The following is a 24,208-nucleotide window of genomic DNA, read 5'->3' as shown; positions in this document are numbered from 1 at the left end:
CTCCCCGGAGGGAAAGGGAGCAGAGCGCCGCGCGGCCCGTTGTGCGCCCGTGCAACCGAGCCACTCGCGCCAGAAATCCAGATCCCTCTCTTGCCTCAACTCCCGAGCGCCCGCGGTAAAGCGGCTGCACCTCCTCTATGAGCAAGAGACCCGCTCGGCAGGTCGCAATGGCACCTAGCTTTTGTCTCGCCCCGGGCTGAACCAGGGCCGTTTCTTTGGTTACTTTCTTTACTCCGGGCATCCCGCCCTTCGCCCTTCGGGCCAGCTTCGCTGTTCGCCCGCGCTCCAGGCGCGGGCGTGGGCCAGCAAAGAAAGTGACCCGAGCGCCGATCAGGCGATCGGAAGCTCTTCGCAATCCAGCCAAGTCGCTAGAAGCCGCGCCATGCCCGCTCCCCGCAAGAAACAGGAAACCGGAAACATCAGCACTCGATGACGTTGACGGCAAGCCCGCCGCGCGACGTCTCCTTGTACTTGTCCTTCATGTCGCGGCCCGTGTCGCGCATGGTCTTGATGACCTTGTCCAGGCTCACGCGATGCTTGCCGTCGCTCTTGAGCGCCATGCGGCTGGCGTTGATGGCCTTGACCGAGCCCATCGCATTGCGCTCGATGCAGGGAATCTGCACCAGGCCGCCGATCGGGTCGCAGGTGAGGCCCAGGTTGTGCTCCATGCCGATCTCGGCGGCGTTTTCCACCTGCCAGATGCTGCCGCCCAGCGCCGCGGTGAGGCCGCCGGCGGCCATCGAACAGGCCACGCCCACCTCGCCCTGGCAGCCGACCTCGGCGCCGGAGATGGAGGCGTTCTCCTTGTAGAGGATGCCGATGGCGGCGGCGGTGAGCAGGTAGTCGATGATGCCGTTCTCGTCCGCCTTCGGGCAGAAGCGCAGGTAGTAGTGGCCCACGGCCGGCACGATGCCGGCGGCGCCATTGGTGGGCGCGGTGACCACGCGGCCGCCGGCGGCGTTTTCCTCGTTGACCGCCAGCGCGTACAGGTTCACCCAGTCAAGGATGGTGAGCGGGTCTTTCAGCGCGGCCTCGGGCTGATTGCGCAATTCCTCCGCCATCGCCGGCGCGCGGCGCGTCACGTGCAGGCCGCCAGGCAGGGTGCCGGGCGAGCGCAGGCCGCGGGCGACGCAGTCGGCCATGGCCTTCCAGATGGTCAGCAGGCCGGCGCGGGTCTCGGCCTCGGGACGCCAAACGCTTTCGTTGGCCATCATCAGCTGGGCGATGGTCAGGCCATGCTTTTCGCACAGGTCGAGCAATTGCTCGCCGGTGGAGAACGGGTAGGGCTGCTCGGTGGTGTCGGCGACGATGCGATCTTCGGCCGCCTCGTCCTGGTTGACCACGAAGCCGCCGCCGACGGAGTAGTAGTCGCGCGTGGCCAGTTCGTTGCCGTCGGCGTCGTAGGCGGTGAAGCGCATGCCGTTGGTATGGAAGGGCAGCTTCTGGCGCTTGTTGAACACCAGGTCGCTCTTCTCGTCGAAGGCGATCTCCTGGCGGCCGAGCAGGCGCAACCGGGCGGTACCGCGGATGCGGGCGAGGATGTCGGGGATGAGGTCCGCATCCACCTTGTCGGGGTAGTGGCCTTCGAAGCCCAGCAGCACGGCCTTGTCGGTACCGTGGCCGCGGCCGGTCATCGCCAGCGAGCCGTAGAGTTCGGCGCGCACGCGAACGACGCGGTCGAGCACGCCTTTCTCCTCCAGCCAGTGCTCGGTGAAGCGCGCCGCTGCGCGCATCGGCCCGACCGTGTGCGAGGAGGACGGCCCGATGCCGATCTTGAAGAGGTCGAAGACGCTGACGGCCATGAACGCGCTGCGGTGTGGTAGACGGAAGCCGTTATTCTACGCGCCCCCTTCACCTTTGGCAGTCCGTTCGCTACCGCATGGCCGACCTCGTCCTTTACCAGCGCGACTACTGCCACCTGTGCGACCAGGCGCTGGCGGTGCTCGCCCAGGCGCGCGCACCGGACTTCGACAGCGTCTGGGTGGATGACGATCCGGCGCTGGAGGCGCGCTATGGCGCGCGGGTGCCAGTCTTGCGCGACGTGCGCGATGGGCGCGAGCTGGATTGGCCGTTCGGGGCGGAGGCGGTGGCGGCGTTCGTGAGGGGTTGAGGCAGACCTCACCCATCCGCCGGTCGACACCTTCTCCCGTAAACGGGGAAGGCTTGCTCGGTGGCTCGTTCGAACCGCGCTACCTTACTTCGTCGACAGCACCAGGTGCGCCTGGATCGTCACGTTGTCGCCGATCACCGAGGTGTCGGCGTATTCGCCGCCGCCCACGCCGTAGTCCAGCCGCTTGAGCGTGCCGGTCACGTCCATCAGCGCGGTACCGTCGGGCTGCGGCGTGAAGGTGACGGTGAGGTTGAGCGGATGGCTGACGCCGCGCAGCGTGAGGTTGCCGTGCGCGATCGCCCGGGAGCCGTCCAACCGCGTGAAACCGGTGGTGAGGTAGTGCGCCTGCGGGTATTTGGTCGCGTTGAAGAAGTCCGCCCCCGGCAGGGCGCCGTCGCGGTCGGCGTCGCCGGTGGCGGCGCTGGTGGTGTCCACCGTCACGTCGAACTTCGAATTGGCCAGGCGCGCGGGATCGAAGCGGATGTCCGCATGCCATCGCGAGAAGCTACCCTGGAACGCCGCGCCCTGGAAGGTCGCGGTGAAACCCAGCGTGCTCTCGTCCTGCTGCACGTGGTAGGCGGTGGCCGCGGCGACACCCGGCAGAGCGAGGCAGAGCAGCAGGGCGAGGCGCATGGTGGCGGTCGGGGTCATGCAGAATCTCCTTTCGGTCCGTGACGGAGGCGGGCGAACGGCCACATGCGGCGCAGCACGTCGTCCCGGTCGAACACATGATGTTTGAGCGCCGCGCCTACGTGGGCCAGGAGCACCAGCAGCAGGAACCAGAACAGGTACTCGTGCACTTCGTGCGACAGGCGGCGCAGGTCCGGGTTCTTCGCGGCGATCGCCGGCAGGTTGAACAGCTTGAAGAACTGCAGCGGGTAGCCGCGCACCGAGTTGAACCACCAGCCAGACAGCGGCAGCGCCGCCACCAGCACGTAAAGCAAACCATGCACCGCGCGCGCGGCCAGCAGCTGCCAGCGGGGCGCGGGAAGCTCGCGCGGCGGGCGGTTGCCCAAACGCCACAGCAGGCGCAGCACGAACAGGGCCAGCACGGTCAGGCCGATCGACTTGTGCAGGGCCAGCCAGTTGACCTTCTGCATCGGGGTGCTGGCCAGGTCCATCAGCAGGCCGAACACGCCGTTGCCCAGGATCAGCAGCGCGATCGTCCAGTGGAAGAACTTGGCGACGGCGCCCCAGCGGTAAGCATCATTGCGCAGCATGGTCGGTCTCCTTGGCGGGGCTGCGTTCTTCGCGGATGGCTTCGACTTCCAGCCACAGCGATACGTGCCGGCCGATCGAGCCCAGGTTGGTGGTCATGCCGAAATCGGTGCGGTCGAGCACGGCGGTGGCGGAAAACCCGGCGATGGTGTGCAGGCCGAAGATGGTGCGCGCCTCGCGGTTGAAGGTAAACGGGATGCTTATCCCGCGGTTGACGCCGCGCAGTGTGAGCTGCCCGTGCAGTACGCCATGGGTGGCGTCGGTGCGCTCGACCGAGGTGCTGGCGAAGTGCGCGTAGCGCTGGTGCGTGGCGTCGAGGAAGGCGCTCTTGAGTACCGCGGCGTTCCAGTTCGCATCGCCCATGTCCAGGCTGGCCAGGTCGATGTCCAGTTCCGTGGCGGCATCGCTCCAGTCGTCCGGATCGAAGCGCAGCCAGCCGCGCGCGATGTGCAGGCGGCCGAACGGGCGCGAGTAGCCATCGTGGTCGACGCTGAAGAGGATCTGGCTGTGCACCGTGTCGTAGCGGTAGCGATGCGCCGTCGCCTGGCCGGCCAGCGGCCACGACAGGACGGCGCAGGCGAGCAGGCGGGCGGCGGCGGGCAAGGTGCTCATCGGCCAAGTCTGGACGATGGACCGCGTCCGCGCTACCGCGCCTTGGCATTTCGTGCACGCGCCGCATGACTACCATCGAAACCCGCCACTTTGGAGGTAAGCCATGGCTCGCCCCATCTGGACCGGCACGCTGTCGTTCGGGCTGCTCAACGTCCCGATCCGCCTGATGACCGCCGAGCGCAGGATCGACCTGCACTTTCGCATGCTCGACCAGCGCAACAACCAGCCGGTGCGCTACGAGCGCGTCAATGCCGAATCGGGCGAGGAAGTGCCCTGGAAGGACATCGTCAAGGCCTACGAATACTCCAAGGGCAACTACGTGGTGCTGGAGGAGTCGGACATAAGGAACGCTGCGCCGGAGACGCACGAGACGGTGGAGATCGACAGCTTCATCGACGCCGACGCGCTCACCCCGGCCTACTTCGAGAAGCCCTACTTCCTGGTGCCCGGCAAGAAGGCCGAGAAAGGCTACGTGCTGCTGCGCGAGACGCTCAAGCGCACCGGCAAGATCGGCATCGCGCGCGTGGTCATCCGCACGCGCGAATACCTGTGCGCGGTGATGCCGCAGGAAGAGGCGCTGCTCTTGATCCTGCTGCGCTTCCCGCAGGAACTGGTCAGCGCGGAGGAGTACGCGCTGCCGGACAAACCGGTGGCCGACTACCGCATCAGCGACCGCGAGCTGGAGATGGCCGGCGAACTGATCGAGTCGATGGCAGGCAAGTTCCAGCCGGAGAACTACCGCGACGAGTTCCGCGATCGGCTCACCGCCGTGATCGAGCAGCGGCTCAAGAGCAAGGGAGTCACCACCGCGCTGGAGGAAGAGGAGCCGGCGCACGCCAACGCCACTACCAACGTGGTCGACTTCATGTCGCTGCTTAAGAGGAGCATCGAGAACAAGCAGCGCACGCCCGCGCGCGGCGAGGACGAGTCGGCAGCAAAGAAACCGGCGAAGAAGGCTGCCGCCAAGAAGGCCGAGCCGGCGGCCAAGAAGGCCGCCAGCCGCAAGGCGCCGGCCAAGAAGGCGCCGGCGACCCGCAAGGGCCGCAAGGCGGGTTGAGGCGATGCGCCTTTCGCAGGTTCCTTGCGCGCTTCACGTCAGGCGCTGGTAACTGGAGGCCCTCGACGTGACCGCACGCCAACAGGCCGCCACGACGGCGGCCGCTCCAGGCCGGGACCACAGCGTGACGGTGCAGGGCGTGAGGATCACCCACCCCTCGCGCGTGGTCTATCCGGAGGACGGCATCACCAAGGGTGAGGTCGCCGCCTACTACGCGGCGGTGGCCGAATGGATGCTGCCCGAACTGGTCAACCGGCCGCTGTCGATGGTGCGTTGCCCCGGCGGCACCGACAGCGCCTGCTTCTTCCAGAAGCACCACGCGGCCAAGCTCGGCAGCAGCGTGCGGGCCATCCCGCTGGAGGAAAAGGAGGGCGGCGAGGACGAGTACGTCTACATCCGCGACCTCACCGGCCTGCTGCAACTGGTCCAGATGAACACGCTGGAGTTCCATCCCTGGGGCTCGCGCGTGGACAAGCCCGATTCGCCCGATCGCATCGTGCTCGACCTCGATCCCGCACCCGGTGTGGCGTGGGAGGCGGTGGCGGAGGGCGCACGCGAAATACGCGGGCAGCTGGACCGGCTCGGCCTGACGAGCTTCGTGCGCACCAGCGGAGGCAAGGGGCTGCACGTGGTGGTGCCGTTCCGGCGCGGCCCGGGCTGGCCGGCGGTCAAGGCGTTCTGCGAGTCGGTGGCCGACGCGATGGTCGAGCGGGATCCCGGGCGCTACATCGCCACGGCCAGCAAGGCCAAGCGGGAGGGGAAGATCTTCATCGACTGGCTGCGCAATGCGCGCGGCGCGACCAGCGTGTGCAACTGGTCGCTGCGCGCGCGCGAAGGAGCGCCGGTAGCGATGCCGTTGCGCTGGGAGGAGCTAGGCAAGATCGAAGGCGGGGCCGCGTTCGGCATGCAGGCGGCGCTGGAGCGGGCGGCCAAGCTCAAGGCCGATCCGTGGGAGGGCATGGCCAAGCTGCAGCAGCGGTTGCCGAAGGTGTAACGCCCCGCTGAGCGCCCTCGGCCAGTGTGCCGGAGAGCCTCCCCCTCTCCCCAACCCTCTCCCCCGGCGGGGTCGGGGGAGAGGGAGCCTACGCGGCAGACCACCCGCTCCCTCTCCCCCGAGCCTGCTCGGGTAGAGGGCTGGGGAGAGGGGGAGGCCTTTACCTCACTTCATCCGCAGCACATCGTTGACCCGGTCCGCCTCCGGCAACGCATGCGAGGGATCCAGCTCCGCCGACACCACCTTGCGCGTGCCAGGGACCCGCACCACGTATTCGCGGTGCTGCTGCCAGGTCTCCACCGGCACGCGCACGTCCTGGTGGCTGCCGTCGTCGTAGGTCAGCCGCAGCGTGTTGGGCAGCACCAGCGGGTCGAGGTTGGCCACCGTCACCGCGGCGCCGTGCGACCAGTCGCCGTCGATCGGCTCGACCTTGCGCACCGCCATGTCGAAGGGCCAGTTGTGCTGGTACCAGCCGCGCCAGAACCACCCCAGGTCCTCGCCGCCCTCGCTCTCCATGAAGCGGAAAAAATCCGATGGCGAGGGATGGTGGTAGGCCCAGGTGGCGATGTACTTGCGGAAGGCGCCGTCGAAGCGCTCCGGCCCCAGGATCTGCTCGCGCAACAGCACCAGGCCGAAGGCGCCCTTGAAATAGCTGATCGGGTGGCGGTACTTCTCGCTCGTCTCGTCGGCGCCATTGAGCAGGGCTGGCGCGTCTGCGTCGGCGAGCACCTGGGCGATCTCGTCGGCCGGGTTGCCGCCCTTGGGGGCGTATTCGCTGTCGCGTTTGGGCGCGTACACGCCGTGGCCGAAGGCGCCCGCTTCGCCGATGTCGATGAAGGTGTTGAAGCCTTCGTCCATCCAGGCGTGGCGGCGTTCGTTGGAGCCCACGATCATCGGGAACCAGCTGTGCCCGATCTCGTGCGCGATCACCATGTGCAGGCTCTTGCCGCGGGCACGTTTGGCATCGAAGGTGATGCCCGGGTACTCCATGCCGCCGGCGGTTCCGGCCTCGTTGATCGCCACCGGCCAGGGATACGGGAACCACTCCTTCGAGAAGTACTCGGTGGAGGCCTTGAGGTATTCGGTGGCGCGGCCCCAGGCAGCGTCGCCCGCGCTTTCCACCGGGTAGACCGACATCGCCAGGGCGGTCTTGCCCTGCGGCAGGTTGATGCGGGCGGCGTCCCACACGAACGCCTTCGAGGCGCCGAAGGCGACGTCGCGGGTGTTGTGCATGCGGAAGTGCCAGGTCAGCGTGCCGCCCTGCTTGGGTCGGCTGGCCGGATCGGTGACTTCGGCCGACGTGCGGATCATCACCGTGCGGTCGCTGTGGCGGGCCTCGTCCAGGCGCTTGATCTGCGTGGCGGTGAGCACGTCCCTGGGGTTCACCAGCTCGCCGGAGCCGGCCACGATCATGTCCGACGGCACGGTGACTTTGTAGTCGAAGTCGCCGTATTCGAGGTAGAACTCGCTGTTCAAGTAAGGGGCGGTGTCCCAGCCGCGCAGGTCGTCGTAGACGCACAGGCGCGGGTACCACTGGGCCATCTCGAAGATGTCGCCGTTCTTGCTGGCGTTGACGTCCATGCGCCCACCGAACTCGCCCGGCACGGTGAAGCTCCAGGCGATGTGCACGCGCACGCTGCCACCGTTGGCCTTGACCGCTTCGGGCAGGCGGACCTGCATGCGCGTATCGGAGACCAGCCATTGGGCGCTCTGGCGATGACCCTTGGCGTCCTGCACCTCGACCGAGGCGACGCGATAGCCGCTGGTGAACTTTGTGGGGAACTGGCTGGTGAAGGCGCCGCGCGCGTCGGGCTTGTAGCGGTTCTGGTCCAGCTGCAGCCACAGCACGTCCAGCGCGCCGGGGCTGTGGTTGGTGTAGGTGATGGTCTCGCGTCCGGTCAGCAGGCGGCTGTCCGGATCGAGCGTTGCCTCGATCGCGTAGTCGGCGCGGTTCTGCCAGAACAGCGGCCCAGGCCTGCCGTCGGCGGACCGGTAGGCGTTGACCGGGTCGGGGTAGGTGAACGGAGCGAAGGTCTTGAGCGGGTCGAAGTTCGGCGCGTCCGCGGCGGCCGCGATGCCGACGGCCATCGCCAGCGCGCCGGCGATGGAAAAAACGAGAGCTCTCATGCAATCCCCTGTGGCTACGGTTGGCCGCCGGCGCGGATCAGCGCGAGAACTTCGTGACAGGCGCCCATGGTGTGGTAGTCGACCTTGCCGGCGGGACTCTTCTCGTCGTCGTACTTGCGGTTGTCGTGGGTGAGGATGCGATACCACGCGCCGTACTTGTGGTCGACGAAATGCCGCCACGCGTAGGCCCACAGTTTTACGTACCACTCGTCATAGGCGGCCAGGCCGGTACGCGCATGCAGCAGCGCGGCGGCGGCCAGCGACTCGGCCTGCACCCAGAAGTACTTGTCGCCGTCGCAGACCGTGCCGTTGGGGGCGAAGCCGTAGCTGATGCCACCGTTCCTGTCGTCCCAGGCGCGCATCAGCGCGGTGTCGAACAGGTGGCGGGCGGTAGGCAGCAGCCAGCGTTCCTCGCGGCCGCGCTCGGCCAACAGCGATTCGAGGATCACCAGCAGCTTGGCCCATTCGGTCTGGTGCCCGGGCTGGAAGCCCCACGGGCGGAACAGGTGGCGCGGGTTGTCGCGGTTGTAGTTCCAGTCGACGTTCCAGTCCGCGTCGTAGTGTTCCCACACCAGGCCGTTGGCCTTGGCGGCCTGGCGGCGCGTCATGTGGTCGGCCAGCAGCAGGGCGCGGTCCAGGTAGCGCACGTCGTCGCTGGCCTGGTAGGCGGCCAGCATCGCCTCGCACATGTGCATGTTGGCGTTCTGGCCGCGGTAGGGCGAGAAGTTCCAGTGCTCGTCCGCTTCGTCCTTGTACAGCCCGGCCTCGGCGTCCCAGTAGCGCCGCTCCAGCAGGTCCCAGGTCTCGTCCATCCAGGGCGCGGCCTCGACGATGCCGGCGCGCCGTGCACTGGCGCAGGCGAGCAGCACGAAGGCGACGCCGTAGGCGTGGTTGGTGCGATCCTCCGGCTTACCGTCGCGGATCGTCCAGGCATAGCCGCCGGTGGCCGGGTTGCGGTGCACCTCGTGCACGTAGTGCAGGCCGTGGCGGGCGGCCTCGAGGTAGTCCGGATCCTCGAATTCCATCGCCGCCAGCGCGTAGTTGAAGACGAAGCGCGTGCTGCTGACCAGGTGGCGGTGGCTACGGTCGTAGATCGTGCCGTCGTCCTTGAAGTACTGGAAGAAGCCGCCGGCGGGATCGATCGCGCGCGGATGGTAGAACGCCATGGTCTGGGCGATGTGCTCGCGCAGGAAATTCTCGCTGCGGAAGTCGGGCAGGGTGGTCATCGGTGCGATTCCAGGAAGGCATGGACTTCCGCCGCGCTCGGCATCGCGGTGAACGAGCCCTGGCGGGTGACGGTGAGCGCGCCGCAGGCCGCGGCGAAGGCGAGCAGGTCGCGCAGCGCCGCGTCGTCGCGCAGCGTTGCGTCGAAGCCGCCCGGTTCGAGCGCCGCCAGCCGGCACAGCAGGCCGCCGACGAAGGCATCGCCCGCGGCGGTGGTATCGACCGCAGCGACCTGCGGGCAAGGCAGTTCGCCGCTACCGTCGCGGCGGAACCAGCGCAGCGGCCGCGGGCCGTCGGTGACCACCAGCAGGCGCGTGCGGCCCTGCCACAGGCGGCCGGGCAGGGCATCGTCCTCGGCCAGCCAGGCGAATTCCTCGGCGCACAGCTTCACCACGTCGGCCAGGTGCAACGCCGGCCACACCGACGGGCGTGGGTTCGATTCGCGCGGCCACAGCGCCGGGCGCAGGTTGAGATCGAAGCTCACCAGCGCGCCGGCAGCCTGTGCGCGGCGCATGCCTTCGCGGGTGGTTTCGGCCAGCTCCGGATCGGTCATGCTGTTGGAGCAGACGTGGAACACCGCGGCGGCGTCGAACGCGCCGGCTCGGAAATGCTCCGGCCGGAACAGCAGGTCGGCCGAAGGCGGGCGGTAGAAATTGAAGCTGCGCTCGCCGCGCGCATCCAGGCTGACGAAGGCCAGCGCCGTGTTGGCCTCGGCCGTGCGCGCCACGTCCTGCACGCCGACGCCGGCGCGGCGCAGGCTGTCGAGCAGGAAGTCGCCGAAGGGATCGGTCGAGAGCATGCCGGCGAAGCGCGCCCGGCCGCCCAGCCGCGCCACCGCCACCGCCACGTTGGCCGGCGCGCCGCCGGCGAAGGGCACGAAGGCGCGCGGGAAGCCGCCTTCGCCACTGCCTTCGGCGTGGAAATCGATCAGCGCCTCGCCGAAACAGAGGATGTCCTGCGCCATGCCCCAGCCCTCAGCGCGCAAGTGTCGGCGCGTCGACGACGCGCGAACCGCGCAGGCCGTAGAACACGATGTAGGCGTAGCAAAGCGCCGGCAGCACGAAGGCCATCTGCACGCCGATCCGGTCGGCCAGCGCGCCTTGCGCGAAGGGCACCACGGCGCCGCCGACGATGGCCATGATCAGCAGGCTGGACGCCTTCTCCGTCAACGGCCCGAGCCGCTCGATGCCCAGCGTGAAGATGGTCGGGAACATGATCGAGTTGAACAGGCCGATCGCCACTACGCTCCAGCCCGCGGTCATCCCCGCCGTGCTCATGGTGGTGGCCAGCAGCAGGATGTTGACGAGCGCGAACAGCGCCAGCAGTGCGCGCGGCGAATAGCGCGTCATCAGCCAGGAGCCGGCGAAGCGGCCGATCATCGCGCCCAGCCAGTAGTACGACACGTAGGTTGCGGCGGTCGTCTCGGGCATGTTGCCGATCCGCGGCATGGTCAGGTAGCTCACCATGAAGCTGCCGATCGACACTTCCGCGCCCACGTAGCAGAAGATCGCGAGCACGCCGAACAGCACGTGCGGGATGCGCAGCGCGTCGAGCAGGGTGTGGCGGCTGCGGTCGGCCTGCTCGGTGGCTTCCTCCAGAGCGGGCAGGCGGAACAGGTACACCAGCACCGCCAGTGCGAACAGCGCTATGGCCAGGCCCAGATAGGGGCCCTGCACGGTCTGCGCCTCCTGCGTGCGGTAGGCCAGCTGCGCCGTAGGCGACAGTTGCGCCACCTCCAGCGAGCTTTTCACCGCGACGCTCAGGATCAGCAGGCCGCCGAAGTGCGGCGCCAGGAAGGTGCCGAAGGAGTTGAGTGCCTGCGCCAGGGTGAGCCGGCTGGAGCTGGTGCGCTCGGGGCCCAGCAGCGCCACGTACGGATTGGCCGCGACCTGCAGCACCGTGATGCCGGTGGCCAGCACGAACAGCGCGCCCAGGAAGGCGGGATAGGAATGCAGCCCCGCCGCCGGCCAGAAGCCCATCGCGCCGACGCCGGCGATCGCCAGGCCCGCCACGATGCCGAGCTTGTACCCCAGCCGCGCCACCGCCCAGCCGGCCGGCAGCGACATCAGGAAATACGCGCCGAAGAAAGTGAACTGCACCAGCATCGCCTGGGCGTAGTTCAGTTCGAACAAGGCTTTGAGGTGGGGAATCAGGATGTCGTTGAGGCAGGTGAGGAAGCCCCACATGAAGAAGATGGTGGTGACCACGCCCAGCGCCACCGGGTTGTCGGTGTAGCGCTCGCGCGGTCCGGCCGCGGAGGCGACGGGCGTTGGGGCAGGTGCGTTGGCGAAGGCCATGGAGGGCTCCTGGGTCAGGCGGGCGGGCAACTGCTGGCGCGGATCACCAGCTGGACGGGGGCGACGATGCGACGCGCCTGCGCGGTCGGGTCGCGCAGCCGCTCCAGCAGCATCTGCGCCGCCTGGCGGCCACGCGCGCGCGGCGCGGCGGCGAGCGTGGTCAGGGAAGGTGCGGCGAGCGCAGCTTCGGCGATGTCGTCGAAGCCGGTGAGCGCGAAGTCGCGGCCGGGCGCGACGTCGCGCTGGGTCAGGCCGTGCATCAGGCCCAGCGCGACCGCATCGTTGTAGCAGACCGCCGCGGTGGGCGCCGGGTCGCCGGCGAACAACGCCTCGGCGCAGCGTGCCGCATCGAGGCGGGTCGGCGCGCACTCGACTTCCCAGTGTGGCGCCACCGGCAGGCCGGCGGCCTGCATCGCCTCGCGGTAGCCGGCGCGGCGCTGGCGGCAGGAGCTGGAATCGCGGTGGCCGCCGAAGAAGGCGATGCGCTGGTGGCCCTGGGCGATCAGGTGCGCGGTGGCCTCGCGGGCGCCCTGCTGGTTGTCCAGCAGCAGCGTGTCCCAGTGCGCGTATTCCGGCTGTTCGCCGGCCAGTTCGCGGTTGAACAGCAGCAGCGGCGTGCGTGCTCCCACCGCAGCGAGCACGTGGCGGGCGTCGCTGCCTTCGGCGGGTGACAGGATGATGCCGCCAGGGCCGTGCTCGATCATCGAACCGAGCACGGCCTGCTCGCGCCGCGGCGATTCGCTGGAGGAGCCGAGCAGGGTGACCATGCCGGCCTCGCCCACGATCTCGTCCACGCCTGCGGCGAACTCCGCGAAGAAAGGATTGGCCAGCTCGTTGATCACCAGCGCGATCGAGGAGGAGGTCCGGCGGCGCAGGTTGGCTGCGGCGCGGTTGTACACGTAGCCTTGCTTGCGCAGCTCGGCCTCGACGCGGGCACGGGTATCCTTGTTGACCAGCGGGCTGCCGCGCAGCACCAGCGACACGGTCGCGCGCGATACGCCGCAGCCTGCGGCGATGTCGCGTACCGTGACCTTGCGGCCGAGCGGGGGAGTGCTGTCCATGGGGCGGCCTGGTTTGGAACGATCCAAATGTAGTCGATTGGCCGGTGGGTGCAAGCTCGGGTTTCGCGAAGGGGTGGCACGCGCTCCAGTCGCCTCCTCCCGGCTGTCGGCACATCCCCCGCGTCCGCAGGGGACGGACTCGGGTATGGAGGCCCCGTCTGACTCGCTGCGACGAAGGGCCATTCACGCACCGCAACATGCATACCCGCCCCAGCGCTGATAGCTTGCCCGTTTAGAACGATCCAAATGGAGACTCCGATGCGCCCGAGCCTGCCCCGCCTGGCCCTCGCCCTGGCCCTGCTGCCCGGCCTTGCTCTTGCAGCGAGCCATGCGGGCGACGTCGACCCGCGCATCGGCACCGGCGGCGACGGCCATACCTTTCCCGGCGCCACGGTCCCCTTCGGCATGATCCAGCTGTCGCCCGACACCGCGATGCCGGACTTCAAGCACGCCTACAAGTGGGCCGCCGGCTACCAGTACGGCGACGCCAGCATCATGGGTTTCTCCCACACCCACTTCTCCGGCTCTGGCCATTCGGACCTGGGCGACGTGCTGGTGATGCCGATCGCCGGGGAGGTGAGGCTGGAGCCGGGTGACCCGGCCAAGCCCGGCAGCGGCTACCGCTCTCGCTTCGACCATGCCAGTGAGGTCGAGCAGGCCGGCTACTACGCGGTGACCCTGGCCGACTACGGCATCCGCGCCGAGCTCACCGCCAGCCGCCGCGTGGGGTGGCATCGCTACACCTTTCCCCGGGGCAAGAGCGCCCACCTGCTGCTGGACCTGCGCCCGAGCATCTACGACTACCCCGGCAAGGTGCTGTGGTCGAAGCTCGAGGTGGCGGCCGACGGCACCGTCAGCGGCTGCCGTACCACCCGCGGCTGGGCCCCGGGGCGGGAGCTGTGCTTCGCCATGCGCTTCAACCAGCCGATCGCCTCGCGCACGCTGTACGACCGCGAGAGCGACGTCCTCTACAAAGGCTTCAAGGGTCCGGGCAACCAGCCGGTCGACCACGACGCGCAGAACGGCCGCGCGCTGGTCGGCGTATTCGACTTCGGAGTGCTGACCAAGCCGCTGGAAGTGAAGGTGGCGATCTCGCCGGTGAGCGCGGCCAACGCCGTCGCCAACCTCGACACCGACGGCAAGGGCTGGGACTTCGACGCCCGCCGCGCCGACGCCAGGGCCGCCTGGGACAAGGCGCTGGCGGTGATCGACGTGGACGCACCCGGCACCGTCCGCACGCAGTTCTACACCGCGCTCTACCACGCCATGCTCTCGCCTACCCTGAGCATGGACGCCAACGGCCAGTACCGCGGCCCCGACCATGCCGTGCACCAGGCGCGGGGTTTCGAGTTCTACTCGACCTGGTCGCTGTGGGACGTCTACCGCGCCCAGCAGCCGCTGATGGTGCTGCTGCGGCCGGACCTCTCGACCGACTTCGTGCGTTCGCTCGTCGCCGCGCGCGAAGCCAGCCCCTTCGGCATCCTGCCGGTCTGGGCGTACCAGGGCCTGGAGACCTGGTGCATGATCGGCTACCACGCCGTGCCGGTGATCGCCGACGCCTACGTCAAGGGCGTGCGCGGCTTCGACGCCGGCAAGGCGCTGGAGGCCATGGTCGCCAGCGCCACCTACGGCCCCTACGGCGACCTGGCCGACTACATGAAGCTCGGCTACGTGCCGATCGACAAGGAGCCCGAGGGCGCCTCCAAGACGCTCGAATACGCCTACGACGACTGGTCGCTGGCGCAGATGGCCAAGGCGATGGGCCGCAAGGACGTCGCTGCGACCTTCGAGAAGCGCGCAGGCAACTGGAAGCACGCCTGGGACGCCAAGACCGGCTTCATGCGCGCGCGCAAGAGCGACGGCGCCTTCCGTGAACCCTTCGATCCGGCGGCCGCCGGCTACGGCACCGACTACACCGAAGGCAACGCCTACCAGTATTCCTGGTACGTGCCGCAGGACGTGTCCGGCCTGATCGCGGCCATGGGCGGCGACGCCACGTTCGTCCGGCGCCTGGACGAGGTCTTCGACGCGAAGATCGATCCGGCGCATTTCAAGAACGTGGAGGACATCACCGGCCTGATCGGCTGGTACGCCCATGGCAACGAACCCAGCCACCACATCGCTTATCTGTATGACTACGCCGGCGCGCCGTGGAAGACGCAGGAGCGCCTCAAGCAGATCATGGACAGCCAGTACGCCGCACGCCCCGACGGCCTGGCCGGCAACGACGACCTGGGGCAGATGTCGGCCTGGTACGTGTTCACCGCGCTGGGCTTCTATCCGGTGACGCCTGCCAGCGATGTCTACGCGATCGGCCGACCCTTCGTCGGACATGCCACGCTGCACCTGGCCAACGGCAAGGAGTTCACCGTGAGCGCCGCGCCGCTGGATCAGGCCCACCCCTACGTGGGCGAGGTGAGCCTGAACGGCAAGCCGCTGGCCAGGCCGTTCCTGCACCATGCGCAGATCCTCGCCGGCGGCGAGTTGCACTTCCGCATGCAGGCCCAGCCGGTGCGGTGACCGGCGCCCGGAGCAAGAGCCCCTTTCCCGCGCTGCCTGCCCCGGTTGCGTCAGGGGGAGGCAGCAAAGCGGGCGCGCCCCGCGCCAGGGCTGCCGATCGAGTCCGGCATCACCCGTCCCTTACGGGGTGTACGCTTTCATCACGGGTTTACCGGCCGGGGGCGGTACGCCGTAAGCTCCGCGTGGCCGCCGCGCCAGTGAGGAAGACTCCGCCGCATGCCCAGCCGCCATCGCGCCCTGCTGCCCAGAATCGGCCGTGGTCTGTACCGCTGGCGCGTGCCGCGGTGGCGCATGGCCGGGCTGCTCTTTGCGGTGCTGGTCATCGTGTTGTTGCCCTACCTGGCCACCCGCACCAGCCACACCGATGCGATGGAGGCTGGCGAGCTGGTGACCCACTCCTCCGAGGTCAAGTCGCTCACCTACCGCATCGCCTACGTCACCCGCAGCAGCGAGGCGGCGGTCTACCGCCTGCTAGAGGGCGACCAGGACCCCACATTGGTGGAGAGCGCCCGCCAGGCCGGCAACGATGTGCCTGCACTGCTGGGCCAGCTGAGCGACATGACCCGCGACAACGCCACCCAGCAGGCGGCGATCGGCGCGCTGGGCAACGTGGCCAACGGCCGGCTGGCTCTGCTGGAGCAGGCGCTTGCGCGCATCCAGCACGGCGACCGCATCGGCGCGGTGGCGGCGCTGCACGACGCCAGCACGCTGTTCCGCATGGACCAGCAGATCGAGACCGTGGTGCGCAACGAGGGCAGCCTGCTGATGGAACGCCGCGCTCACGCCAAGCGCAGCGCCTTCCAGAGCGCGCTGGTGCTGACCATAACCTCGATCGCCCAGATCCTGCTGCTGTCGATCATCGTGATCGTATCCGAGCGCCAGATCGCTCGCCGCATGCGCGCCGAAACGCGCGAGAGCCAGGCGGTACACCGGTCGCGGATGATCGTGCAGGCCGTGCGCGAGCCGATCGCCCTGCTCGACGCGCAGCTGCGCACGCTGCTGGTCAATACCGCCTTCGGCGAACTGTACGGCCTGCCGCAGGAGGAACAGCGCGAGCAGCGTGCGCTGCAGGAAGTGGGCGAGGGCGCCTGGACCGACGGCGCGCTGCTGCAGCGCCTGCGCGACGTGCTGCTGCACAACCGCGAGCTGTGGGACTACGAACTGGTGCAGCGCACGGTCGGCGGCATCGATCGCCATGTGATGGTGAACGCCCGCCGCCTGCAGCAGCACGAGAGCGACGAGCCGGTGCTGCTGCTCACCGTCAGCGACGTCACCGCGCGCGCTCTGGTCGAGCAGCAGGTCAAGGAACTCAACCGCCAGCTCGAAGGCAAGGTCGAGCAGATCTCCGACGTCAACCGCGAGCTGGAGGCCTTCAGCTATTCCGTCTCGCACGACCTGCGCGCGCCGCTGCGCCACATCGCCGGTTTCAACGGCAAGCTCAAGCGCCATATCGGGGAGCACCTGGACGACACCGCCGCCCACTACCTGGACGTGATCGGCACCTCGGCCACCCGCATGGCGCAACTGATCGACGACCTGCTGGTGTTCTCGCGCCTGGGCCGCGGCGCGCTCAGACTGCAAGCGGTGGACATGCAATCGCTGGTGGACGAGGCGCGCGCGCTGGCCGAGTCCGAGGCGGGCGAGCGGAAGATCGAGTGGACCATCGGCCCGCTGCCGATCGTGATCGGTGACGAGAACATGCTGCGCACCGTGTGGCAGAACCTGATCGGCAACGCGGTCAAGTACACCGGGCGGCGCGAGGTCGCGCAGATCGCCGTGGGTGTGGAGCGCGACCGCGACGGTGAATACGTCTTCACGGTGGCCGACAATGGTGCCGGGTTCAATATGGAATACGCCGGCAAGCTGTTCGGCGTGTTCCAGCGCCTGCACCGCGCCTCCGAGTTCCCGGGCAACGGCATCGGCCTGGCCAACGTGCGCCGCATCGTCGCGCGCCATGGCGGCCGGGTCTGGGCCGAGGCGGAGCCCGAGCGCGGCGCGAGCTTCCATTTCTCGCTGCCGGCCACCGAACTGGCCGAGGTGCGCACCACGAGGCGTCCATCATGAACAACCGCCACCTGGGTCCCGTATTGCTGGTGGAAGACAGCCTGGCCGATGCCGAGATGGCCCTGGACGCCCTGCGCGAGGCCAACCTCGCCAACCCGGTGGTGCACGTGGAAGACGGCGTCGACTGCCTGGACTACCTGCACTGCCGCGGCGCCTGGCTGGGCCGCGAGGCGGTCGACCCGTCGGTGATCCTGCTGGACATCAAGATGCCGCGCATGAACGGGCTGGAGGTGCTGACCCGGCTGCGCGATGATGAGCGGCTGCGGCTGATCCCGGTGGTCGTCCTGTCGTCCTCGCGCGAGGAGAGCGACCTGGCGCGCAGCTGGGATCTGGGCGTGAACGCCTACGTGATCAAGCCGGTGGACGTGGACCAGTTCTTCGAGGCGGTGCGCACGCTGGGCAGGTTCTGGGCGGTACTCAACCAGTTGCCGGAACACGACTGAACGTCCCGGCGAAGGAACGAAAGAGGAGCGCAGGAGACTGCATGCCCAACCCGAACACGCGGGCGCTGCCCACCATCCGCATCCTGCAGGTCGAAGATGACCCGATCGACGCCGAGCTGATCCAGGCCGAGCTGGACGCCGACGGCATCGGCTACGAGGTGCGCCTGATCGACGACGAGGCCAGCTACGTCGCCTGCCTGCGTGAGTTCGAGCCGCACATCGTGCTGTCGGACCTGAGCCTGCCGGGCTTTTCCGGGCAGCGCGCGCTCGAGCTGTTGCGCCGCCACGACGAGGACCTGCCCTTCATCTATGTCTCGGCCACGCTGGGCGAGGAAGCCGCCGTCGAGGCGCTGCGCAACGGCGCCACCGACTACATCCTCAAGCAGAATCCGGCGCGTCTGGCCACCGCGGTGCGCCGCGCGCTGGCCGAGGCCGAGGCGGTGCGAGCCAAGCGCCGCGCCGAGGCCGAACTGATCCGCGCGCAGCGCTTCGAGAGCCTGGCGATGCTCGCCGGAGGCCTGAGCCATGACCTGCGCAACCTGCTGCAGCCGCTGCTGCTGGCCGGCGACAGCCTGCAGGATTACCAGGACGATCCGCGCCTGGCGCGCCTGGGCGCACTGGTGCGCGACTGCGGGCGGCGCGGCCTGCAGATGGTGCAGTCGATGCTCTCCTTCGCCCGCGGCGCGCGCCGCGCCGATCAGGTGCGGGTCGGCGCGCTGATGGATGCGCTGGGCCTGCTGCTGCGCGGCAGCGTGCCCAGGGACGTGCGCATGGAGCTTGAGGTCGCCGACCGCGAACTCACCTTCGAGGGCAACCACACCGAACTGCAGCAGGCCTTGCTCAACCTGTGCCTCAACGCGATCCAGGCGATGACCGAGGGCGGCGAACTGCGCGTGGCCGCCGCCGAGTGCGAACTGGCCGGCGATTTCTTCCTGCCCGGCGAAGCGCCGCGTCCCGGGCGCTACCTGCGCCTGACCGTCGCCGATACCGGCCCGGGCATGCCGCCGGAGGTGCGCGCGCATCTGTTCGAGCCGTTCTTCACCACCAAGGAGAACGGCACCGGGCTGGGCCTGCTTTCCTGCCAGCGCATCGTCGCCAGCCACGACGGCGTGATGCGACTGGACAGCGAACCTGGCAGGGGTACCGCCTTCCATCTCTACATACCGCTCAAGGAATTTTCGATCGAGCAGGTGGCGCGCGAGGAAGACGAGGGCGAGAGCCTGCTCGGCGAGGCCGAGCGCGTGCTGGTAGTTGTGGAGGAGGCCGGCCCGCTGTCGCTGCTGGTCGACATCCTGGACGGCTACGGCTACCAGCCGCACGCCAGCCAGAGCGGCACCGCGGCCTTGCAGTGGATCGAGGCCCACGGCATACCCGACCTGGTGCTGATGGACGCGGACATGAACCTGTTCACCGGCGTGCGCACGCTGGCGGCGCTGATCGAACATGGCTACCGGCACGCCGTGCTGCTGCTGGCCCGGCCTGAGGCGCCCCCCGACCTGGAGGAACTGCCCATGCTGGAGCGGCTCTACCTGGTCGACAAGCCGATCAACACACAGCAGCTGCTGCGCACGATGCGCCGGGCGCTGGATGGGCATGAGGCAGGGGCGGGCGACTAGACTCCAGCCCCACTTCTCCGGCGCAGCCGGGGGAGAGGGGTGGCCTTTGCCTTTGGCGGGTTGGCTCAACCCTTCGCGAGGAAATTCTCCGCAAGCCCCGGCCCTCGCCCCTTATCCTTGATAAGGGAGGGGCGAGCAAAAGCGTCAGTCGATGCCGAGCTTTTTCAATTTGTAGCGCAGCGCCCGGAAGGTAATGCCGAGCTTCTTCGCCGCCGCGGTCTTGTTGTAGCGGGACTCCTCCAGCGCCTTGATGATCGCGGTGCGCTCGAGGTTGCTGATGTAGTCGTCCAGCGGCACACCGCTGCCCGGGCCGGCATGCGGCACCGTCGGCTGGGAGGCGACCGGAGCCCCTGGCTGCGGCGCGTGCATGGCCGCGTGCGCGGCGTTGACAGGCTCGGCCTGTCGCAGCGGGCGTTGGGGCAGCATCAGATCTGAAGCCTCGATGGTGTCGCCCTCGCACATCGCCATGGCGCGCTCGAGGATGTTCTCCAGCTCGCGCACGTTGCCGGGGAAATCGTATTCCTCCAGCGCCTGCTGCGCGTCCGGCTTCAGCCGGCCGGGCGTGCCGCCGCTCTTGGCGGCGAGCGAGCGCAGGATGAAGGCGGCCAGCTGCGGGACGTCCCCGCGACGCTCGCGCAGCGGCGGCACGCGCAACTCGATCACGTTGATGCGGTAGAACAGGTCCTGGCGGAACTGGCCCTGCTCGACGAGCCGGCCCAGGTCCTTGTGCGTGGCCGAGAGGATGCGCACGTCCACCGGCACCTCCTCGCGCGCGCCGATCGGGCGCACCGCCTTCTCCTGGATCGCGCGCAGCAGCTTGACCTGCATGTGCAGCGGCAGCTCCGCCACTTCGTCCAGGAACAGCGTGCCGCCGTGCGCGGCCTGGAACAGGCCTTCCTTGTCGGAGCTGGCGCCGGTGAAGCTGCCTTTCTTGTGGCCGAAGAACTCGCTCTCCATCAGCTCGGAGGGAATCGCGCCGCAGTTGACCGGCACGAACGGTCCGCTCGCGCGCGGACCCTGCTCGTGGATCAGCCGCGCCACCAGTTCCTTGCCCACGCCCGACTCGCCGGCGATGTAGACCGGGGCCTGGTTGCGCGCGAGCTTGCCGATGGTGGCGCGCACCTGCTGCATCGCAGCCGAGTCGCCGACCAGCCGGCCAGCCGTGCCGGTCGCCACCGAGGCGCCGCCGCTCTTGCGTTCCTCGGCCAACTGCAGCGCGGTGCGCACGAGCCGGCGCAGCATCTGGATGTCCACCGGCTTGGAGACGAAGTCGAACGCGCCGGCCTTGAGCGCGTTCACCGCGGCATCGACATTGCCGTAGGCGGTGATCATCGCCACCGGCGTGTCCGGGTGGGTGGCGGCGATAAGCTCGATCACCTCATGGCCGGTGCCGTCGGGCAGGCGCATGTCGGTGAAGCACAGGTCGTAACTGCGCTCGCTCAGCGCGCGGCGCGCCTCCGCCACGGTACCCACAGCCTCCACCTTGAGGTCCATCCGGCCGAGCGTGATGGTGAGCAGCTCGCGGATGTCTCGTTCGTCGTCGATGACCAGGACGGTCTGTGCGGACATGGTTCTCTTCGTCAGGCGGTAACGGCGAAAGGGTATAGCAGTTTGGTCGCTCTGTGCGCTGATCGGAGGCAAGGAAACCGGGTGAGGGCAGGCTTCACGCGGCAGCTTCCGCGCGGCATGCGCGAAGGCCTTGTGCCGTCCGTGCGGGGAGCCTGGCCGCAGGCCCCGGTACCGCCTCTCCCGGACGGCAGCGGGCGCAAGGCGTCAGCCCGCTTCGCCGCCATCCCCCGGCAGGCGCGCCGGCGGCGTGAGCACCAGCCGGAAGCAACTGCCGCCGCCGGCCACGCGCACGTACTCCAGCGAGGCCTGGTTCGCCTCGCTCATCTGCCGCGCCAGGTACAGGCCAAGGCCCGTGCCGTACTCGTGCGTGGTGTAGAACGGCTCGAAGATCTGCGCGGCGACCTTGGGCGCGATGCCCGGACCACGGTCGATCACTTCCATGATCGGCACGCCGTGCTCGCCCTGGCGCACCACCACCATCACCCGTGCCGGCTGGCCCGGCATGCGGCCGTACCGCAGCGCGTTCTGCACCAGGTTCCACACCACCTGCTGCAGTTGCTGCGGATCGGCCACCGCCGCCACTGCGGCGTTGCCGGTGATCACCCGCAGCGAGTCCTCGCCGATGTCGTTGCCCTGCTTGTACTCCTCCACGAAACCGTTGGCCCAGCGGCCCAGGTCCAGCGTCTCCGGGCGCGAGCGCTCGCGGCGGGAGAGCTGCAGGATGTTCTCGATGATCTCGTTGAGCCGCACGCAGTGGTTGTTGATGATCTCCACCATGCGCGCGTCGCTGGGATTGAGCTCGCGCGACTCGGCCAGCAACTGCGCCGAATAGCGGATCGCCGCCAGCGGGTTCCTGATCTCGTGCGCGATCGAGGCGGACAGGCGGCCCAGCGAGCTCAGGGTCAGTTCCTCGGCGCGGCGCGACAGCAGCGAGGTGTCGTCCAGAAAGATCAGCACGTGCGAGTCGTCGTTGGGCGCCAGGCGGGTGAAGCGCGGCACCACTTCAGGTACGCCATCGGCCAACTGCGTGGCGGTTTCGTCCAGCTTGCCCGAGGTCATCCAGTGGTAGAGCCGGCGCGAGAGTTCCGGCGCCAGCTTGCCCAGGTCGCGCTGGTCGGCCGGCGGGTTGCCCAGCAGCATCCAGGCCGACTCGTTCAACTGGTGAATGCGGTTGGCGTCGTCCACCAGCAGCACGCCGGTCTTCATGCGCCGGATGATCAGCTCGTTGATCTGGGATAGGTTGGCCAGATCCAGACTGCGCTGCTCGGCCAGCGCCTCGGTGGCGCGCAACTGGCGGCCGAGCACGTGGCATAGCGTGGTGCTTGCGAAGTAGGCCAGACCGAGCAGACCCGACTCGAGCAGGTCGCCATCGCCGGGCGCCCTGGCGATCAGCGTGTGTCCGAGCATCCCCAGCGTGGCCAGCGCGGCGAAGAAGCTGGACAACCGCAGCGGCAGCACCAGCGCGCCGGTGCACAGGTTCACCGCCAGCATCATGGCGATGCCGATGCGCGCTTCGTGGATCAGCCAGGCGGCCAGCACCGCGACCAGGATGTCCACCACCAGCGCCCCGGACACCACCAGCCGCGCGTTGGCCATCGCGTTGCGCGTCTGCATGAGCATGCCGACCGCGAACAGCAGGTAGACGCTGATCACCACATAGGACAGCGAGGGCTGGTCGATGGTGGGCCAGGTCAGCCGCGGCGAGCTGATCGCCAGGCCGGCATAGACCAGCGCCTGCGCCAGGCGGAAATAGTTGAGGAAGAACAATTCGTGGCGGATGGCGACCGCGGGGGGGCGGGCGGGCTGGAAGGCGGGCGGATCGGTCGTGGGTATCGTAGAGGGCACGTTGACGGCACCGACGCGGGGTTCGCCGGAGTATAGACAGCCCGGCGTGCGCTGCCAGCGGCGTGCCGCATGGACCGGCTGCGAGCGGCACTTTCCATCAATGCCGCCTTTGGGCGAAAATGCGCGGCCGTATTGCGTGATTCCAGCCCGGTTGAATCCAGGCAGCGCGCACTGCATGCCGGCAGCGCGTCGTGAACCCGCCGTCCGACTCCTCCCGCGCCCACGCCCCTCGCAAGTCGCGTGCGGCCGATACGTTTCCTTTCGTTCGCTCGAGGTATAGGAATGAATTTCCACGAGTACCAGGCCAAAGAGCTGTTCGCGCAGTACGGCATCGCCGTGCCGCCGGGCAAGGTTGCCAACTCCCCCGACGCCGCTGTCGACGCCGCCAAGGCGCTGGGCGGCTCGCAGTGGATGGTCAAGGCGCAGATCCATGCTGGCGGCCGCGGCAAGGCCGGCGGCGTGAAGTTCTGCAGGAGCCTGGACGACGTGCGTGCTGCCGCCAAGGGCATGCTGGGCACGAACATGGCGACCTACCAGTCCGCCGGCCGCGCGCTGCCGGTCAACCTGGTGCTGGTGACCGATGCCACGAACATCGCCAGGGAGCTTTATCTCTCGGTGCTGGTGGACCGTGACTACAAGGCCATTTCCTTCATCGCCTCCAAGCACGGCGGCGTGGACATCGAGCAGGTCGCCCGCGACACGCCCGAGGACATCCACACCATCGTGGTTGATTTCGTGGAGGGGTTGCAGCCCTACCAGTGCCGCAACCTCGGCTTCGCGATGGATTTGAACGCCAAGCAGGTCAACCAGCTGACCAAGATCATGCTGGGCCTGTACCGGCTGTTCAACGAGAAGGACCTGTCGCTGGTCGAGCTCAATCCGCTGGCGATCCTCGAGGACGGCAACCTGGCCGCGCTCGACGGCAAGGTCAATTCCGACGACAACGCGGAGTTCCGCCATCCGGAACTGGTCGCCATGCGCGACCTGAGCCAGGAAGACGCGGCCGAGGCGGCCGCCGTGCAGCACAACCTCAACTACGTGACGATGGACGGCACCATCGGCTGCATGGTCAACGGCGCCGGCCTGGCCATGGCGACCATGGACGTGATCAAGCTGGCGGGCGGCGAGCCGGCCAACTTCCTCGACGTCGGCGGCGGCGCCACCAAGGAGCGCGTGACCGAGGCGTTCAAGCTGATCCTCTCCTCCGACAAGGTGAAGGCCATCCTGGTCAACATCTTCGGCGGCATCGTGCGCTGCGACCTGATCGCCGAGGGCATCATCGCCGCGGTGAAGGAAGTGGGCCTGAAGATCCCCGTGGTGGTGCGCCTGCAGGGCACCAACGTGGAGAAGGGGCGCGAACTCTTGGCCAACTCCGGCGTGGGCGTAACCCCGGCCGACGATCTCAACGACGCGGCGCAGAAAGCCGTGGCCGCCGCGAAGTGAGGAGCGAA

Annotated in this window: 18 protein-coding genes and 1 pseudogene; 8 read left to right on the top strand and 11 right to left on the bottom strand. The window is 68.6% G+C overall.

Going from position 1 to position 24,208, the window contains the following annotated elements:
• Window positions 1–419: 419 nt before the first annotated feature.
• Window positions 420–1,802: an L-serine ammonia-lyase gene (locus VGU65_RS11950; RefSeq protein ID WP_327475983.1), complete on the bottom strand. Its 1,383-nt coding sequence runs from the start codon at window positions 1,800–1,802 to the stop codon at window positions 420–422.
• 77 nt (window positions 1,803–1,879) lie between these two features.
• Here VGU65_RS11950 and VGU65_RS11945 point away from each other — a divergent pair, with 77 nt between their 5' ends.
• Window positions 1,880–2,110: a glutaredoxin family protein gene (locus tag VGU65_RS11945; RefSeq protein WP_327475981.1), complete on the top strand. Its 231-nt coding sequence runs from the start codon at window positions 1,880–1,882 to the stop codon at window positions 2,108–2,110.
• Window positions 2,111–2,194: 84 nt separating this feature from the next.
• On the opposite strand, the gene VGU65_RS11940 is transcribed toward VGU65_RS11945, so the two are convergent.
• The 3 genes from VGU65_RS11940 to VGU65_RS11930 are packed head-to-tail and all read right to left on the bottom strand — an operon-like array spanning window position 2,195 to window position 3,940.
• A complete protein-coding gene (locus VGU65_RS11940; RefSeq protein WP_327475979.1) occupies window positions 2,195–2,761 on the bottom strand; it encodes a YceI family protein in 567 nt (188 codons plus the stop codon).
• Window positions 2,758–3,330, bottom strand: coding sequence for a cytochrome b (locus tag VGU65_RS11935; RefSeq protein WP_327475977.1), 573 nt, complete (start codon window positions 3,328–3,330; stop codon window positions 2,758–2,760). The genes VGU65_RS11940 and VGU65_RS11935 overlap by 4 nt, the downstream gene beginning before the upstream one ends.
• Window positions 3,317–3,940: a YceI family protein gene (locus VGU65_RS11930; protein WP_327475975.1), complete on the bottom strand. Its 624-nt coding sequence runs from the start codon at window positions 3,938–3,940 to the stop codon at window positions 3,317–3,319. The genes VGU65_RS11935 and VGU65_RS11930 overlap by 14 nt, the downstream gene beginning before the upstream one ends.
• A 103-nt stretch (window positions 3,941–4,043) precedes the next feature.
• Here VGU65_RS11930 and ku point away from each other — a divergent pair, with 103 nt between their 5' ends.
• Window positions 4,044–4,997 carry a non-homologous end joining protein Ku gene (ku, locus tag VGU65_RS11925; RefSeq protein WP_327475974.1) on the top strand — a complete coding sequence of 318 codons (954 nt, stop codon included), beginning with the start codon at window positions 4,044–4,046 and terminating at the stop codon, window positions 4,995–4,997.
• Window positions 4,998–5,136: 139 nt separating this feature from the next.
• A pseudogene (ligD, locus tag VGU65_RS11920) lies at window positions 5,137–5,991 on the top strand (non-homologous end-joining DNA ligase); the annotation flags it as partial.
• Between the two features lie 165 nt (window positions 5,992–6,156).
• On the opposite strand, the gene VGU65_RS11915 reads toward ligD, so the two are convergent.
• From VGU65_RS11915 to VGU65_RS11895, 5 genes are read right to left on the bottom strand one after another with little or no spacing between them, the layout of a single operon-like run.
• Complete coding sequence (locus VGU65_RS11915; protein ID WP_414655816.1) at window positions 6,157–8,118, bottom strand: M1 family metallopeptidase; 1,962 nt, start codon at window positions 8,116–8,118, stop codon at window positions 6,157–6,159.
• 14 nt (window positions 8,119–8,132) lie between these two features.
• Window positions 8,133–9,344 carry an AGE family epimerase/isomerase gene (locus tag VGU65_RS11910; RefSeq protein ID WP_327475972.1) on the bottom strand — a complete coding sequence of 404 codons (1,212 nt, stop codon included), beginning with the start codon at window positions 9,342–9,344 and terminating at the stop codon, window positions 8,133–8,135.
• On the bottom strand, window positions 9,341–10,306 hold the full coding sequence (locus VGU65_RS11905; RefSeq protein WP_327475970.1) for a carbohydrate kinase family protein: 966 nt from the start codon (window positions 10,304–10,306) through the stop codon (window positions 9,341–9,343). The genes VGU65_RS11910 and VGU65_RS11905 overlap by 4 nt, the downstream gene beginning before the upstream one ends.
• A gap of 10 nt (window positions 10,307–10,316) precedes the next feature.
• On the bottom strand, window positions 10,317–11,639 hold the full coding sequence (locus VGU65_RS11900) for a sugar MFS transporter (protein ID WP_414655815.1): 1,323 nt from the start codon (window positions 11,637–11,639) through the stop codon (window positions 10,317–10,319).
• Between the two features lie 14 nt (window positions 11,640–11,653).
• Complete coding sequence (locus tag VGU65_RS11895; RefSeq protein WP_327475968.1) at window positions 11,654–12,700, bottom strand: LacI family DNA-binding transcriptional regulator; 1,047 nt, start codon at window positions 12,698–12,700, stop codon at window positions 11,654–11,656.
• A 258-nt stretch (window positions 12,701–12,958) separates the two neighbouring features.
• Here VGU65_RS11895 and VGU65_RS11890 point away from each other — a divergent pair, with 258 nt between their 5' ends.
• The 4 genes from VGU65_RS11890 (at window position 12,959) to VGU65_RS11875 (ending at window position 19,343) form a co-directional block, all read left to right on the top strand.
• Window positions 12,959–15,220, top strand: a complete 2,262-nt coding sequence (locus VGU65_RS11890; protein ID WP_327475966.1) for a GH92 family glycosyl hydrolase — start codon at window positions 12,959–12,961, stop codon at window positions 15,218–15,220.
• A 291-nt stretch (window positions 15,221–15,511) separates the two neighbouring features.
• Complete coding sequence (locus VGU65_RS11885; RefSeq protein ID WP_414655821.1) at window positions 15,512–17,284, top strand: sensor histidine kinase; 1,773 nt, start codon at window positions 15,512–15,514, stop codon at window positions 17,282–17,284.
• On the top strand, window positions 17,281–17,727 hold the full coding sequence (locus tag VGU65_RS11880; protein WP_327475963.1) for a response regulator: 447 nt from the start codon (window positions 17,281–17,283) through the stop codon (window positions 17,725–17,727). The genes VGU65_RS11885 and VGU65_RS11880 overlap by 4 nt, the downstream gene beginning before the upstream one ends.
• A gap of 41 nt (window positions 17,728–17,768) precedes the next feature.
• Window positions 17,769–19,343, top strand: a complete 1,575-nt coding sequence (locus tag VGU65_RS11875) for a hybrid sensor histidine kinase/response regulator (protein WP_327475961.1) — start codon at window positions 17,769–17,771, stop codon at window positions 19,341–19,343.
• Between the two features lie 144 nt (window positions 19,344–19,487).
• Here VGU65_RS11875 and VGU65_RS11870 read toward each other — a convergent pair whose 3' ends face one another.
• Together VGU65_RS11870 and VGU65_RS11865 are read right to left on the bottom strand one after the other, a co-directional pair.
• Window positions 19,488–20,912: a sigma-54-dependent transcriptional regulator gene (locus tag VGU65_RS11870; protein WP_327475959.1), complete on the bottom strand. Its 1,425-nt coding sequence runs from the start codon at window positions 20,910–20,912 to the stop codon at window positions 19,488–19,490.
• A gap of 204 nt (window positions 20,913–21,116) precedes the next feature.
• Complete coding sequence (locus VGU65_RS11865; protein WP_327476337.1) at window positions 21,117–22,745, bottom strand: sensor histidine kinase; 1,629 nt, start codon at window positions 22,743–22,745, stop codon at window positions 21,117–21,119.
• Window positions 22,746–23,039: 294 nt separating this feature from the next.
• On the opposite strand from VGU65_RS11865, the gene sucC reads away from it, so the two are divergent.
• On the top strand, window positions 23,040–24,200 hold the full coding sequence (gene sucC / locus VGU65_RS11860) for an ADP-forming succinate--CoA ligase subunit beta (protein ID WP_327475957.1): 1,161 nt from the start codon (window positions 23,040–23,042) through the stop codon (window positions 24,198–24,200).
• The last annotated feature ends 8 nt before the right edge of the window (window positions 24,201–24,208 follow it).

It is taken from the genome of Frateuria sp. (assembly GCF_035943815.1).
Lineage (GTDB): Bacteria > Pseudomonadota > Gammaproteobacteria > Xanthomonadales > Rhodanobacteraceae > Frateuria_A.
The sequence above is the reverse complement of the archived record's forward strand: the minus strand, read 5'-3'. Positions and strand labels throughout refer to the sequence as shown.

Coding starts and splice junctions, on each gene's coding strand:
- VGU65_RS11910 (WP_327475972.1), bottom strand. CDS start 9,344: ATGACCACCCTGCCCGACTTCCGCAGCGAGAATTTCCTGCGCGAGCAC.
- ku (WP_327475974.1), top strand. CDS start 4,044: ATGGCTCGCCCCATCTGGACCGGCACGCTGTCGTTCGGGCTGCTCAAC.
- VGU65_RS11875 (WP_327475961.1), top strand. CDS start 17,769: ATGCCCAACCCGAACACGCGGGCGCTGCCCACCATCCGCATCCTGCAG.
- sucC (WP_327475957.1), top strand. CDS start 23,040: ATGAATTTCCACGAGTACCAGGCCAAAGAGCTGTTCGCGCAGTACGGC.
- VGU65_RS11880 (WP_327475963.1), top strand. CDS start 17,281: ATGAACAACCGCCACCTGGGTCCCGTATTGCTGGTGGAAGACAGCCTG.
- VGU65_RS11870 (WP_327475959.1), bottom strand. CDS start 20,912: ATGTCCGCACAGACCGTCCTGGTCATCGACGACGAACGAGACATCCGC.
- VGU65_RS11930 (WP_327475975.1), bottom strand. CDS start 3,940: ATGAGCACCTTGCCCGCCGCCGCCCGCCTGCTCGCCTGCGCCGTCCTG.
- VGU65_RS11950 (WP_327475983.1), bottom strand. CDS start 1,802: ATGGCCGTCAGCGTCTTCGACCTCTTCAAGATCGGCATCGGGCCGTCC.
- VGU65_RS11885 (WP_414655821.1), top strand. CDS start 15,512: ATGGCCGGGCTGCTCTTTGCGGTGCTGGTCATCGTGTTGTTGCCCTAC.
- VGU65_RS11895 (WP_327475968.1), bottom strand. CDS start 12,700: ATGGACAGCACTCCCCCGCTCGGCCGCAAGGTCACGGTACGCGACATC.
- VGU65_RS11935 (WP_327475977.1), bottom strand. CDS start 3,330: ATGCTGCGCAATGATGCTTACCGCTGGGGCGCCGTCGCCAAGTTCTTC.
- VGU65_RS11900 (WP_414655815.1), bottom strand. CDS start 11,639: ATGGCCTTCGCCAACGCACCTGCCCCAACGCCCGTCGCCTCCGCGGCC.
- VGU65_RS11890 (WP_327475966.1), top strand. CDS start 12,959: ATGCGCCCGAGCCTGCCCCGCCTGGCCCTCGCCCTGGCCCTGCTGCCC.
- VGU65_RS11915 (WP_414655816.1), bottom strand. CDS start 8,118: ATGAGAGCTCTCGTTTTTTCCATCGCCGGCGCGCTGGCGATGGCCGTC.
- VGU65_RS11905 (WP_327475970.1), bottom strand. CDS start 10,306: ATGGCGCAGGACATCCTCTGTTTCGGCGAGGCGCTGATCGATTTCCAC.
- VGU65_RS11945 (WP_327475981.1), top strand. CDS start 1,880: ATGGCCGACCTCGTCCTTTACCAGCGCGACTACTGCCACCTGTGCGAC.
- VGU65_RS11940 (WP_327475979.1), bottom strand. CDS start 2,761: ATGACCCCGACCGCCACCATGCGCCTCGCCCTGCTGCTCTGCCTCGCT.